Here is a 12,667-nt window from a genome sequence, read left to right as displayed (position 1 = left end):
TCGATCGTCACGCCACCCCACCCTTCCGGCACTGCCGCAGTAAATCAGGCATTTACTGCGGTAGTTCTTCCGGTTTCCGATGGGCGGCTGCGGTGAGCCGGGCGGCCAGATCCTTGAGCGCCTGCCGCAGTTCGTCGGGATGGCGGATGGTGAAGGGCCACTCCAGGGAGGCGAGCAGGTGGGCCACGCCGTCCAGCCGTTCTGCCCGTGCGTGCATGAGAACGCCGGTGGGCTGGGCGGTGAGGGCCACCGCTGGGTGAGGCAGCCGGCGAGCGATCTCATCGAGGGGGCCGTGGATCATCACCTCGACCTGCCAACGGTAGAGCCCCTGGGCGAGGGTCGAGGTCAGGTGGGCGACGGGGTCGAAGCCGTCGGGTGCGATGAAGCTGCCGGCTCGGGGGGCGACTGAGGCGATGCGGTCGATACGGAAGGTGCGCAGGCTGTCGCGGAGGTGGTCGTGGCCGACGACGTACCAGCGGCCGGTGTGGAAGACCACGCCGTAGGGGTCGATGTCGCGTTCGGTGTGTTCCTGGCGCCAGGACTGGTGGCGGATGCCGACGGTCGTGCGGGCGCGGGACGCCTGGGCCAGTGCCAGCAGGACGCTGGTTCCGGGTGCCTGACCGATCACGGCGTTGGCGGTGAAGGACAGGGTCTCCCGCATGGCGGCGAGCGGTTCGCGCAGGGTGTGTGGAAGCACCCGCTCGATCTTGGCCAGGGCACCGACGCTGGCCGGTGCCGCGGTGCCCATGCCCAGACGCTCTGCCGCGAGCAGGCCAAGAACGACGGCGAGAGCCTCGTCATTGGTGAGGACCAGAGGGGGCATGCGGTAGCCGCGGGCCAGTCGGTAGCCGCCGTAGCGGCCGCGTTCGGCCTCCACGGGGATGCCCAGTTCCCGCAAGTGCGCGGTGTACCGGCGCACCGTGCGCACGTCGGTGTCCAGCCGGTCGGCCAGCTCCACCCCGGTGAGCCGGGCGTTGGACTGGAGGAGTTCCAGCAGGGTCAGCACACGGGTCAGGGGATGCGACATGGATCACTCGGCATTTCAGGGCGGATTCTGTCCTGTATCGACTCTACGCTCCCCGCAGCACCTCACTTCAGGGAGACCGCATGGCCACCTTCGTACTCGTTCCCGGCGCCTGGCTCGGGGCGTGGGCCTGGGAAGACACCGCCCGCGCTCTGCGGGAGCACGGCCACACGGCGCTGCCGCTGACACTGACCGGCCTGGCCGAACACGCAGGCCAGGGCAGCCCCCAGACGGACTTGGACACGCACATCGCGGACATCACGGGATTCGTCGAAGAGCACGCTCTGCGCGACGTCACGCTGGTCGCTCACAGCTACGCGGCCGCCCCGGTCACCGGGGCAGCTGGACGTCTCGGCGATCGGCTGGAGCGCGTGGTCTACGTGGACAGCGCCCCGTTCGTCGCAGGCATGTGCATGCTCGACCTCATGCCACCGCAGGCAGCGGACCAGCTGCGCCGGCACGTCGACGCTTCCGGCGACGGGTGGCGGCTACCGATGCCGCCCTTTGAGGTCCTGGGCTTGTCCAGCAGCCTCGACGGGCTCGATGAGGGCCAGCGGAACGCTCTGCGCACGCGTGCCACCCCTCAGCCGTTCGGCACTTTCACCCAGCGTCTCGCCGGCCCGGCCGAGCCCGCCCCCGGTGTGGACCGTGTCCTGATCGCCTGCCGTGACTTCACGGGGCTGCTGGATGCCGGGGTGCCGATGCTGGCCTTCCTGAACCAGCCGCCGTGGCGACGCTTCAACCTGCCCACCGGGCACTGGCCGATGCTGTCCGCGCCCGCCGAACTCACCCGTGTTCTCGACAAGGCCGTCTCCTGACCGCGCCGGCCGAGAGGCACAGCCCGATGCCTGACCACGAAAGCGTCCGCAGGCTGCGGGCCTGTGCGCAGGCCCTGGCCGGCGGAGCACGGGAGGACTCTGCCGAGGCGGTCGTCCGACGGGTCTTCGCCATCCAGGCCCAGGACGCCACGGCCGCCGGCCTGGGCATCCGAGTACGCGGCCGGGACATCACCGCCCAGGCCGTCCGCACGGCATACGAGAAGGAGCGGAGCATCGTCCGCAACTGGTACATGCGCGGCACCCTGCACACCATCCCCAGCGACGATGCCCGCTGGATATTGCGATTGCTGTCCCCGCGGATCCTTGCCGCAACCAGCCGCCGCTACCAGCAGCTGGGCCTGGACGATGATCTGCGCCGGCGTGCCGACCATCTCATCCGGCGTGCTCTTGCCGCGCACGGCCCACTCACCCGGGCCGAGCTGACCGAGCGCCTTACCACCCTCGGTATCCCGCCGGACGGGCAGGCGCCGTTCCACCTGATCCGCCACGCGGCGCTCACCGGCATTCTCTGCCATGGTCCGCAGCGCGCCGGTCAGGCCACGTATGTGCTGCTCAACGACTGGCTGCCCTCCGCCGGGCGCTTCCGGTGGGAGGGCGACGACGCTCTCGCCGAGCTGGCCCGCCGGTACCTGGCCGCGCACGCCCCCGCCGCCTTGGAGGACTTCGCCGCCTGGTCCGGACTGCCGACCACCTGGGCCCGCAGGGTCTGGAAAATGCTGGCGGAATCCGGCGTGATCACCGAGTACGGCGTATTGACCATGCTCGCCGGGCGGGTGAAAGAACTCCCACGCTCGTCTGAAACCCCGGACGTTCGCATGCTGCCCGCCTACGACAACTACCTGATCGGCTACCGCACCCGCGAGGCGTCCGTCCCCGCTCTCCACCAGGCCCGTGTCTGGCCGGGAGGCGGCCTCATCCGCCCCACCGTCATCGCCGACGGCTTGGCCATCGCCACCTGGACCCGTGGCCCCGGCTCACGCTCCATCCAGGTGGATGCGTTCGAACCTGTCCCGCCCCAGACCGAGCAGGGTATCGACATGGAGAAGGAGGCCGTCATCGGCTTTCTGCGACCCACCACATAGCCGACCCGCATCCCGGTCCGAAAAGGCGGCCGCATAGGCGAGAACGCTGGGTCAAGCGGCCTGACCGAGTCCGGCGGCGATCAGACCCTGCTCACGGGGCGGGGTGAGGTCGACGTCAGGCTTTGGGTCGTACGCTTCCGGCTGGATGCCGACTTCGTGGGTGCTGTACTCGCCGAACCGGTTGATGTGTTCGGTCAGGTACGGCGAGATGTGCGCTACGACGGAACGTGGACGCCGGAAGGTCCGCACCGCCTGACCAATTCGCTGCACTCATCGGTCATGAACGCGAACGAGGCGGAGAAGGGCGAGGTCTGCCAGAAGATCGGTGATTACGCCAACAGCGGAGAAATCGGTAATGGATCCATACGAGTGGTACCGCCGGTTTGGCGCCGTGGCGTTCACTCTCGCCCCGGCAAGCCCCCGGGGGCTTCTCACGGGCCTTGGTGTCGCCGAGTATCAGGTGGTCGACGACGTACTCGAAGAGCTGCGAGAGCATCACGAGTACGCGTGGATTCAGGAGAACACGGGTGCTCCGGAGGTTCGTGAGGCGCCTTTGCTCGCTGCGGCAGCTGTCAACAGTGAGTGGTCCGTTGCACTCGAAGTCGACGGGATGACGGGGTGGGTGGGATGCGATACGCAGATCCTGCGGTCGGTGTCGGACTCGTGCGGTGTCGCGTACAACTGCTTCCACGACAGTGGTAAGGCGCAGGTGTCCATATCCCGCGACGGTATGGAGCCGGCGGGTATCAACACGCTGAGTGGAAATCGGTGGGGTGCGCTTGGAGAGGACGTGGACCGGTCGTTGACGGAGGCTGTATTCCGCGGTGGAGGCTTCCGGTCGTTGGCGCCGCACCTGCAGGAGATGCGTGACGTAGAGCGGCTGGATACGGCTTTCTACGCCATCTCGCGCCACCGCCTGACCGACTGTGTCAACGCGAACGGCTGGATCGCGGGTTCCGCTCGACGCGTCTGAGAGTGTCTGGAAAGCCCATCAGTGACCCGATCTCGCGAGGCGACGCACGAGGAACATGGCAGGCCACGGCACCGCATGGCCCTTCCGCGACATCTGACGGCCGAAACGCCGCCGCGCCCCCTCCGGCCCGCGATGCGCTGTGATGCGGCGGGCCGGCAGGGGCTGCGGCGGTAGGACCGGTAGGACCGGCGGGACTCAGCCGGACCGGGAGGCGGAGGCGGAGACGGCGCAGGCCGCGGACAGCAACTGGGCGTCGAGCAGGCCGGCGTCCGCGAGCCGGGTGCCCCTGGAGTACGCCCCGAGGACGGCCTTGGCCAGCGGAAGCGCCTCGGGCGGGCGGCGGAGCAGCGGCTTGACCCAGGCCTCGACGGCCGCGTCGAGTTCACCGGCCGGCACCGTCTTGTGGAGGATGGACATCTCCTGTGCCTCCTCGGCTCCGAACGGGGCGCAGGTGAGGAGGAGTTCGCGGATCCTGGCGGTTCCGGCCTCGCTGAGCAGCCGGGGCAGGACACCGCCCCACACCGGTGCCACGCCCAGGGCGACCTCGGGCAGCCGGAACCGGGTGGTGTCCGCCCCGGCCCTCAGGTCGCAGAAGACGGTGAGGGCGAGGCCGGCGCCGATGACCTTGCCGTGGACCTGGGCGATGGTGATCGCGGTGGTGGTGTCCAGGGCTTCGCACACGCGCCGGGCCTTGTCGGCGATCATCCGGAGTCCGCCCCCGGTGGGGTCCGTCTCCAGGGAGGCGGCGAACTCCTCCCGGTCGGCGCCCAGGCAGAAGTGCTCCCCCTCCCCGGAGAGCACCAGGACCCGGATCTCGGGGCGGTCGTTGGCCGCGCCGAGGACGGCGAGGAGTTCGTCGAGGGTGGCGGCGGTGAGGGTGTTGCCGGTCTCCGGGCTGTCCAGGCGGACATGCAGAACGGGTCCGTCCTGGCTGACGCGGAGTGTCTTGTACCGGTTTTCCATCGGGGTGGTCACGGGCACCTCATGGCAGGGCGACGGGCAGGGTGAGCATGCGGCGGAAGGCCACCCGCGGGGCCCACTGGGGCTCGCGGGCGAGGACGAGGGAGGGGAAACGTTCCAGCAGAGCGGTCAGCAGGGTCGTGGCCTCCAGGCGGGCCAGGGGCGCGCCGAGGCAGTAGTGGATGCCACCGCTGAAGCTCAGGTGGGCCGCCTTGCGGCGGACGTCGAAGGTGTCGGGGTCGGGGCAGTGGGCGGGGTCGCGGTTGGCGGCGCCGATCATCAGGTGCACCATCTGGTCCGCGCGGATGTCGACGCCGGCGACGGTGAGGTCCTTGCGCGCGATGCGGCTGGCGACGTGGGTGGGTGCGTCGTACCGCAGCGCCTCCTCGACCGCCGCGGGCACCTGTTCGGGGTGGCCGCGCAGCCATTCCCACTGCCGCGGGCGCTCCAGGAGGAGCTGGACCATGGTGGCCAGCAGGGTGGAGGTCGTCTCGAGCGCGGCCAGGAGGACGAACAAGGTGGTGTGGTAGACGGCCTCGTCGGCGGCCTCCCGGTCGGGCTCGATCCTGTCCCAGGCCCGGATCCAGGCCGAGACCGGGTCGGAGCCGGGTCTGGCGCGGCGCTCGCGGACCAGGGCGGTGAAGTAGCCGCGCAGCTGCGCCGTCGCCGCGTCGGACAGCGCGAGCTGGCTGGCGGAGGGGAGGAGTTCCTGGGCGAAGACCTGATCGTGGGTGAGGTCGCGCAGCAGGGGGTGGTCGGCGGCCAGCAGGCCGAGCCACCGGCCGATGGTCATGACGGGCAGTTCCTCGGCGACCAGGGGCACGAAGTCCGCCTCTCCACCGGTGAGGTGCTCGGCGAACCGGTCGACGAGACCGTCGGTGATGTCGGCGACCGGACGCCGCAGCCCCTCCAGCGACCTGCGGTCGAGCCCGCCGCTGGTCACCCGGCGCACCCGGGTGTGGTCGGGCGGGTTGAGCGCGGGCAGGGTCTTGCTCATCTCCTGGGAGGACACCGCGCTCCACCGCGTCGCCTCTCCCTGGGCGGCACGCCACCGGGCGTCGGGGACGTGCCAGTCCCTGCTGCGCAGGATCCGGTCGGCCAGGTCGAACGAGGTGACCAGGTGTCCTCCCCACGGAGCCGGGATGATGCCCCCCATCGCCCGGAGTTCCGCGTAGTAGGGGTAGGGGTTCCTCTGGCCCGCGGCGGTCCGCAGACGGGATATGAGGGCCGCGGTGGAACGCCGGTCGGTGGAGGGGGCTGTCGCGGATCCCACGCGGGGCACTCCTTCATGACGGTCAGTCGGGAAGACCTGCCGTCCCTACCCGTGCGGCAGAATGACTATGCGAATATCCCTCCGTCACATGCTGTTATGTAGATCACGCCCCGGTGAGCCATTTGAGGAAGGAACTCCACCGCGTGGCCTTCGCATGGGAGTGCGACACGGAGGACGCGGCGTGGTGAGCGGGCTCCGCTGCCGGCGCCGAAGTCTGCCGCGGACGGGCCGGGGACTGCCGGGCCGACGGCGGGGCGGGGGTGAAGTGGACGGGCAGGGTGGTGAGCGTTCTGCTCCAGGGCGTCGGCTGCCAGGTCAGGCGGTCGAAGTCGATGCCCAGGGAGATGTCGGGCAGACGGGTGAGCACCCTCTCGATCGCCTTGGTCCCGATCAGGTTGGCGGGGTCCTTGGCGGGGCACACGTGGGGGCCCGCGCCGAACGCGAGGTATGCCCGCCCCCTGAGGGCGTAGCGGTCCTCGGTCACGGCGGGGTCGGTGTTGGCGGCCGCGAAGCTGATCACCACGGGATCGTCGGCCCGCAGGAGCCTGCCGTCGAGTTCCACGTCCTGCACGGGGTAGTGCACGGCGTAGTTGGCTATGGGTGCGTACTTCCACAGCACTTCGTTGACGGCGTCCTCGACCAGCACCTGGGTGCCCGTGTACCGGTCGTCGCCGAGCATCAGGGCGATGCCCGTGCTGATGAGGGACGTCAGCGGTGCGGTGCCCCCCGACAGCAGCGTGACGAGCTGGTTGACCATCTCGTCGTCGTTGAGGCCCGCGGGGTGCTTGAGCATCTGGGAGGTCACGTCGGCCCCCGGCGACCGCCGCTTGAGGGTGACGAGCCGGTGCAGGGCCTGTCCGAGGATCTGGTTGGCCTGCTCGGCGTCGGATCCGCCCTCGAATATCCCGGAGACGCCGAAGACGATGTCGTCGCCGATGTCGGGCGGACACCCGAAGAGTTCGCTGAAGACCAGCAGGGGCAGCTGCTGGGCGTAGTCGGTGACGAGGTCGGCCCTGCGGCCGCGGCCGCTGATCTGGTCGATGAGGTAGTCGGCGACCTGTTCCACGTGGCGCCCCAGCTGGTGGGGGTCCACGGTGTCCAGGCCGTCGGTCACCACCTGCCGCAGCCGCGCGTGGTCGGCCCCGTCGGAGAACAGGGCGTTGGGCCGGTAGCCCATCATGGGCAGGGCCGGGCTGTCGGCCGGTACGCGGCCCTCGTTGAGGGCACGCCAGCGGCGTGCGTCCCGGACGAACGTGTCGGGGTGCTGCAGGATGTGCAGCGCGGCCGCGTAGCTCGTCACCAGTTCCGCTTCGACGCCGGGCGCCACCTCCACGGGCGCGCTGGCCCCGAACTGCCTCAGATGGTCGTAGTAGCTGTCGGGGTCGTCCCCGAACTCGGTTGTGTACAGGGGGACTCTGCCGTGGGCGGGGCAGCCGGGCGGGGGCTGCCGGTAGTCCGATCGGTGCTGCACGGGGGGCTCCTAGTCGGTGCGGGAGAGGAGATACTCCACGAAAGTGATCAGGGTGTTGGCCGAGGACGCCTGGTCCCGGACGTCGCAGGGGACCACGGGCACGTCGTCGGGCAGGTTGAGCGCCTCGCGGACCTCTTCGGCGGCGTAGGAGGGGGCTCCGTCGAAGCGGTTCACCCCGACCGCGCACGGCAGTCCGTACTGCTCCACGAGGTCCAGGACGGGGAAGGACTCGCCCAGTCGCTCCGGGTCGACCAGCAGCAGCGCGCCCAGGGCCCCGATCGAGAGGTCCTCCCACAGTTGCTGGAAGCGCTGCTGCCCGGGGGTCCCGAACAGGTACAGGACCAGTTCCTCGCTGAGGGTGAGGCGGCCGAAGTCCAGGGCGACCGTGGTCGTCGTCTTGTCCGGCGTGCCGGCGAGGTCGTCCACGCCGGCACTGGCCTCCGTGATCAGTTCCTCGGTGCGCAGCGGCTCGATCTCGGAGATGCTGCCGACGAAGGTGGTCTTGCCGACACCGAAGTGACCGACGACCAGGATCTTCACCGTCGTCCGGACGGACCGGCCCAGGTGGACCGGCCCACGGTCAGGCGAATCGAGCACGGAGGCCATGCAGTACATCCTCGAGAAGTTGTCTGGGGACGCGCTCGGCGCTCGGCACCGGAGCACGGGTCAGGATCATTCCTTTTTCGGCCAGTTCCGCGAGCAGCCCGCGCACGATCCCCAGGGGGAGGCCGAGGTACCCGGCGATCTCGACGACCGAGAGGTAGCCGCCCATGCACAGTTCCAGCACACTGCGGCTCTCCGGGGACACCACCCACCTGTCGGGCGCGTCGTCGGCGGCCGTGATCAGTGTCGTCACCGAGAACTCCCGTTCGGAGGGAATCTCACGGCCGCCCGTGATGACGTAGGGACGTACTAATCTTCCGGTCAGCTCGAAGGCCGAATCTTCAGTGCTCACGATCCATCAGCCATCTCGCGAGGCGGGGCGGTCATCTCTTCGCCGAGGCTCTGCACGAGCTGGTGCATACGGAAGGTGATCCCTTCCATGTCGACGTCCGTCGAGGCCGAGACGGCCAGGTACGCCCCGCTGCCGGCCGCCACGAGGAACAGCCATCCGTGGTCGAACTCGACCACCGTCTGGCGCCACTGCGACTCCCCCTCGGAGCCCACGAAGCCCGCCGTGGAACGGCTGATCGACTGCAGGGCGCTCATCGCCGCGGCCGTCCTGTCGGCCAGATCGGGGTGAAGGGCCTCGGTCATGCCTCGCTTGAGACCGTCGGCCGAGACGAGCAGCGCGTGCCGCGCGCCGGGCACCTTCAGGATGTTCGCGAGCATCCATGACAGGTCTTCCTGCATCAAGACTCCTGCCCTTCCTGATTCGTCACGGGGAGCTGCCGGCCCGTCCGCGTGCCTCTCTGCAGCGCCGCCATCCTGGCGGCGGCGGACTCCACGTTCTGCCCCGGCTGCCTGCCGGCCTCCGCGGAGGTGGTGTGCACCAGGGCGATGGGGGCCTTGCGCTCACCCCTCTTGGGCAGGCCGTTGGCGGTGCGGTCGCCGGAGGGGTTCTGCGGGGCAGGGGCGTTCTGCGGGGTGGCTGCCATGGCCGGTGTGCTCCTCCGCTCGGTGTACTCCGTCGTCAGGAGCCCCTCGGGAATGCGCACGATCGCCCGCGCACCGCCGAAGGGAGAGGTGGTGCTGACGTCCACGGCGAAGCCGAAGCGGCGCGCCAGTTCGGCCACCACGGGGAAGCCGAACTGCGGAGGGTTGCCGAGTTCGGACAGACCGGGCCGGTACGCGCCCGAAAAGAGCTCCGCGGCCTTCTGCTTCCTCTCCGGGCTCAGACCCGGGCCGGCGTCGTCGATGACGATGCACAGCCCCTGGTGGACGGGCTGGAGGTTCACCTCGATCGTGCTCTCGGGCCGCGAGTAGCTCGCGGCGTTGGCGAGCAGCTCGGCGACGGCCAGGGCGACACCGTCCACCGCCGCGGGGACGATGGCGAAGTTGCTCTGGGAGCGGATCTGGACCCGGTCGAAGGGACCGATCTGGCCCTGGGCACTGCGGATCACGTCATGGACCGACGCGGGCTCCCTGCGCCGCCCGGGGAACCCGCCGCACAGGATCGTGATGCCCAGGGCGCGACGGGCGAACTGGGCGTTGGCGCGGTCCACCTCCAGCAGTGACTGCAGGATCTTGTGGCCGCCGTACTCCTGTTCCAGCCGGTCCAGCATGAGCTGCTGCTCGCCGGCGAGGAGACGGAGAGTCTGCATGGCGGACTTGAGGACCGCGGAGATCTTTCCGTCGGTGACCTCCCTGACCTCCCTGGCGGCCTCTTCGGCGTTCTCCTCGGCCCTGGCGAGTCGTTCCCGGGTTTCCGCCAGGCCCCTCTCCAGCTCCCCGATACGGTTGTTCTTCAGCGTTAAATCACTGGCCAATTGCCGGGCGCGCCGTCTGCTCAGGAGGAGTACGGCTGTGACGACAAGCGCCACAGCAGCAAGAACCCAGAAGACTGGGTCCGTGAAGTAATGTGCCATGAGCTCTCTTCGTTTAACGAGGGGTCATGAGTGAAACCGCGCTTCGCTTGTATCGCAGGAAACGCAGAAGCGCACCGGCACGCCGCGATCCCCCCGCCGCGCCCGCTGCGTGCTCAGCACCGCCAAGCGTAGCCGGTGCGGATCCGGTCGTTCCGCACCGTCAGGAACTTCCCCTCGCAGCACACTTGGCGGCCTGGGTCCGGCGAGCAAGGTGCTGGCGAGCAAGCGCTTCGATCTTAGCACCGCACATCCTGATGCCGTTTTTGGAAAGTCGGGCCATTTCGCCATCGCGGGCATATTTCCCTGTCACTCACCTTTTGGGCGTTTTGCTTCTCCGCCCACCCGGCGAGAGCGAAGCCGTGAAGCCGGGCGGCGCCAGGCACGGCATGGTCGTCATCATCACTTTTCAGACGGAATTCACAGGAGATCCCCCGGGCCTTCATGCGGGGCATACGGGCATACCGGTAAAGGCACGCTCGACGCGGGAACGGCCCTCTCGGCAAGAGGGCCGTGTTCCTCCCTCCGTGCCGGGAGTCCGGCTCGGCCGCGGCCGGCGCGGGATGCCGCGCCGCCCGGCACTTCACCGATCGGCCTGCGAGGGGGGCGAGGTCACGGCCGGGAACGGCCCCCGAGGACGACCGTCCGCTCGTCGGAGCAGGTTTCCGCAGCTTCGCCGGGCCGCTCCCCCCGGCGGAAGTCCCGCGGGCTGACGCCGCGTTCCCGTTTGAACGCGGTGCTCAGGGCGAAGGGGCCCGAGTAGCCCACCCGCCGGGCGACGCCCGCGACGGACAGTTCGGGGTCGCGCAGCAGTTCGGCGGCGAGCGTCAGCCGCCACCCGGTCAGATAGGACATCGGCGGCTCGCCGACGAGTTCGGTGAAGCGGCGGGCCAGCGCCGCCCGGGAGACCCCGACGGCGGAGGCCAGCGAGGCGACCGTCCACGGCTCGCCGGGCCGCTCGTGCAGCAGCCTCAGGGCCTGCCCCACCACCGGGTCGCCCTGGGCCCGGAACCAGGGCGGCGCGCCGGTGCCGGGCTCCGCCAGCCAGGAGCGCAGGACGTCGATGAGCAGCAGGTCGAGCAGCCGGTCCAGGACCACCTCCTGGCCGATCTCCTCCTTGTCCACCTCGGCGGCCAGCATGCCGATCAGCGGGGTGCGAACGGCCGAGGCGGGCCGCAGCAGCAGGGCGGGCAGGCCGTCGAGCAGTCTGCGCCCGACCTCGCCGGGCGCCTGGTAGGTGCCGCTGAGCATCACGGTCGACCCCGCACGGTGCGGCTGGCCCCAGGTGCGCACACCCAGGGACATCGCCTCGGTGAGGTCCTCCCCCTCCGTGGTGCCGCAGCGCTGCCCGGGGCCGACCGTGATGCCCGGCGGCGTCGCCGGGTCGTCGGCGAGCGTGTACGGCTCGGGCCCGCGCAGGACCGCCACGTCCCCGGCCGCCAGCCGCGCCGGCTCGCCGCCCTCGCGCAGCACCCACGCCGAGCCGTGCAGCACGGTGACCAGCGACAGGGGCGCGCGGTCCTCGATGCGCAGCCCCCATGGCGGGTTGAACACCGACTTCAGCAGGAAGGCGCCCCTGGCCCGGGGGCTCCCCAGCAGTCCGCCGATCGTGTCCACAGCTCTCGTCCCCCCGCCTCTCGGTCAGACGTCCCAGACCCCGGTGGCCGCGGTCTCCTCGACGTACTGCGAGAAGTCCTTGGGCTCCCGTCCGAGCACCTCCCGGACGCCGTGCACCACACCGGCGTTGCGGCCGTCGGTGATGAGGGTGAAGAGGTCCGCGAACTCCTCCGGCGCGCCCGCCTTCCGCAGCATCGCACGGTATTCGTCGGCGTCGACCGGGGTGTAGGTGATGGTGCGGCCGGTGGCCGCCGACAGTTCGCGGGCCACGTCGTGGAAGCTCAGCGCCCGGGGGCCGGACAGTTCGTAGGTCCGGCCGGTGTGCCGGTCGTCGGTGAGGGCGGCGACCACGACGTCGGCGATGTCGTCGGCGTCGACGAACGGCTCGACGGCGTCCCCGGCGGGCAGCGCCAACTCACCCGAGCGGACCGGGTCGAGGAAGAAGTCCTCGCTGAAGTTCTGGTTGAACCAGTCGGCCCGCACGACGGTCCAGTCGCAGCCGGAGGCCTTGAGCGCCTCCTCGCTGGCGACCGCGCCCTCCTCGCCCCGACCGGAGAGCAGCACCAGGCGGCGCACCCCCCCGCTCGACGGCGAAGGCCGCGAACCGTCCGACGGCCTCCTTCGCCCCCGGGAAGGCGAGGTCGGGGTAGTAGGTCACATAGGCGGCGCGGGCCCCGTCCAGCGCGGCCTGCCAGGTGCTCTCGTCCTCCCAGACGAAGGTGGTCTCGCCGCTGCGGGAGGCGGGACGCACGGGGCGGCCGAGCGCCCGGAGGCGGTCGACCACCCTCCGTCCGGTCTTGCCGGTGCCGCCGACGACGAGGGTGGGCGCGGTGTCGTTTCCTTGAGTGTTCACGGCTTCATTGAAGTGCGCGCCCGGCGGACGCTCCATGGCTGCCGGACTCA

General features: G+C 70.2%; 13 protein-coding genes and 1 pseudogene. 3 read left to right on the top strand and 11 right to left on the bottom strand.

The features are described from left to right. Window positions 1-52: 52 nt before the first annotated feature. The gene (locus ACW69E_RS13945; RefSeq protein ID WP_457498537.1) at window positions 53-1,027 is read right to left on the bottom strand and encodes a helix-turn-helix transcriptional regulator; all 975 of its coding nucleotides are present in this window, start codon (window positions 1,025-1,027) and stop codon (window positions 53-55) included. An 80-nt stretch (window positions 1,028-1,107) separates the two neighbouring features. Between ACW69E_RS13945 and ACW69E_RS13940 the strand changes: the two genes are divergently transcribed. Together ACW69E_RS13940 and ACW69E_RS13935 are read left to right on the top strand one after the other, a co-directional pair. Further along, entirely contained in the window at window positions 1,108-1,842 is a 735-nt protein-coding gene (locus ACW69E_RS13940; protein WP_457498536.1) for an alpha/beta fold hydrolase, read from the top strand. Window positions 1,843-1,868: 26 nt separating this feature from the next. Continuing rightward, on the top strand, window positions 1,869-2,945 hold the full coding sequence (locus ACW69E_RS13935) for a winged helix DNA-binding domain-containing protein (protein ID WP_457498535.1): 1,077 nt from the start codon (window positions 1,869-1,871) through the stop codon (window positions 2,943-2,945). Window positions 2,946-2,996: 51 nt separating this feature from the next. Here the strand turns inward: ACW69E_RS13935 and ACW69E_RS13930 are convergent, their stop codons facing one another. Further along, window positions 2,997-3,215, bottom strand: coding sequence for a hypothetical protein (locus ACW69E_RS13930; RefSeq protein ID WP_457498534.1), 219 nt, complete (start codon window positions 3,213-3,215; stop codon window positions 2,997-2,999). 85 nt (window positions 3,216-3,300) lie between these two features. Between ACW69E_RS13930 and ACW69E_RS13925 the strand changes: the two genes are divergently transcribed. Continuing rightward, window positions 3,301-3,918, top strand: a complete 618-nt coding sequence (locus tag ACW69E_RS13925; protein ID WP_457498533.1) for a hypothetical protein — start codon at window positions 3,301-3,303, stop codon at window positions 3,916-3,918. Between the two features lie 195 nt (window positions 3,919-4,113). Here ACW69E_RS13925 and ACW69E_RS13920 read toward each other — a convergent pair whose 3' ends face one another. From ACW69E_RS13920 to ACW69E_RS13880, 9 genes and pseudogenes are all read right to left on the bottom strand, one after another. Further along, window positions 4,114-4,881 carry an enoyl-CoA hydratase/isomerase family protein gene (locus ACW69E_RS13920; RefSeq protein WP_457498629.1) on the bottom strand — a complete coding sequence of 256 codons (768 nt, stop codon included), beginning with the start codon at window positions 4,879-4,881 and terminating at the stop codon, window positions 4,114-4,116. Window positions 4,882-4,900: 19 nt separating this feature from the next. Further along, the gene (locus tag ACW69E_RS13915) at window positions 4,901-6,151 is read right to left on the bottom strand and encodes a cytochrome P450 (RefSeq protein ID WP_457498532.1); all 1,251 of its coding nucleotides are present in this window, start codon (window positions 6,149-6,151) and stop codon (window positions 4,901-4,903) included. Between the two features lie 103 nt (window positions 6,152-6,254). Beyond that, window positions 6,255-7,622 carry a cytochrome P450 gene (locus ACW69E_RS13910; RefSeq protein WP_457498531.1) on the bottom strand — a complete coding sequence of 456 codons (1,368 nt, stop codon included), beginning with the start codon at window positions 7,620-7,622 and terminating at the stop codon, window positions 6,255-6,257. 9 nt (window positions 7,623-7,631) lie between these two features. Next, entirely contained in the window at window positions 7,632-8,228 is a 597-nt protein-coding gene (locus ACW69E_RS13905) for a GTP-binding protein (RefSeq protein WP_457498530.1), read from the bottom strand. After that, complete coding sequence (locus ACW69E_RS13900; RefSeq protein WP_457498529.1) at window positions 8,203-8,577, bottom strand: DUF742 domain-containing protein; 375 nt, start codon at window positions 8,575-8,577, stop codon at window positions 8,203-8,205. The genes ACW69E_RS13905 and ACW69E_RS13900 overlap by 26 nt, the downstream gene beginning before the upstream one ends. After that, window positions 8,574-8,975 (bottom strand): roadblock/LC7 domain-containing protein, encoded by a 402-nt coding sequence (locus ACW69E_RS13895; protein WP_457498528.1) that lies wholly within the window; start codon window positions 8,973-8,975, stop codon window positions 8,574-8,576. The genes ACW69E_RS13900 and ACW69E_RS13895 overlap by 4 nt, the downstream gene beginning before the upstream one ends. Next, window positions 8,975-10,051, bottom strand: coding sequence for an ATP-binding protein (locus ACW69E_RS13890; protein WP_457498527.1), 1,077 nt, complete (start codon window positions 10,049-10,051; stop codon window positions 8,975-8,977). Before ACW69E_RS13890 ends, ACW69E_RS13895 begins: the two co-directional genes overlap by 1 nt. A 708-nt stretch (window positions 10,052-10,759) precedes the next feature. Beyond that, entirely contained in the window at window positions 10,760-11,764 is a 1,005-nt protein-coding gene (locus tag ACW69E_RS13885) for an AraC family transcriptional regulator (RefSeq protein ID WP_457498526.1), read from the bottom strand. A gap of 24 nt (window positions 11,765-11,788) precedes the next feature. After that, window positions 11,789-12,653: pseudogene (locus ACW69E_RS13880) on the bottom strand (NmrA family NAD(P)-binding protein). Window positions 12,654-12,667 lie beyond the last annotated feature (14 nt).

The organism is Streptomyces sp. SS8 (assembly GCF_054072955.1).
The sequence above is the reverse complement of the archived record's forward strand: the minus strand, read 5'-3'. Positions and strand labels throughout refer to the sequence as shown.

Bases quoted from the DNA above. Each gene is read 5' to 3' on its own strand.
- ACW69E_RS13945 (WP_457498537.1), bottom strand. From the start codon at position 1,027: ATGTCGCATCCCCTGACCCGTGTGCTGACCCTGCTGGAACTCCTCCAG.
- ACW69E_RS13940 (WP_457498536.1), top strand. From the start codon at position 1,108: ATGGCCACCTTCGTACTCGTTCCCGGCGCCTGGCTCGGGGCGTGGGCC.
- ACW69E_RS13935 (WP_457498535.1), top strand. From the start codon at position 1,869: ATGCCTGACCACGAAAGCGTCCGCAGGCTGCGGGCCTGTGCGCAGGCC.
- ACW69E_RS13925 (WP_457498533.1), top strand. From the start codon at position 3,301: ATGGATCCATACGAGTGGTACCGCCGGTTTGGCGCCGTGGCGTTCACT.
- ACW69E_RS13920 (WP_457498629.1), bottom strand. From the start codon at position 4,881: ATGGAAAACCGGTACAAGACACTCCGCGTCAGCCAGGACGGACCCGTT.
- ACW69E_RS13905 (WP_457498530.1), bottom strand. From the start codon at position 8,228: ATGGCCTCCGTGCTCGATTCGCCTGACCGTGGGCCGGTCCACCTGGGC.
- ACW69E_RS13895 (WP_457498528.1), bottom strand. From the start codon at position 8,975: ATGCAGGAAGACCTGTCATGGATGCTCGCGAACATCCTGAAGGTGCCC.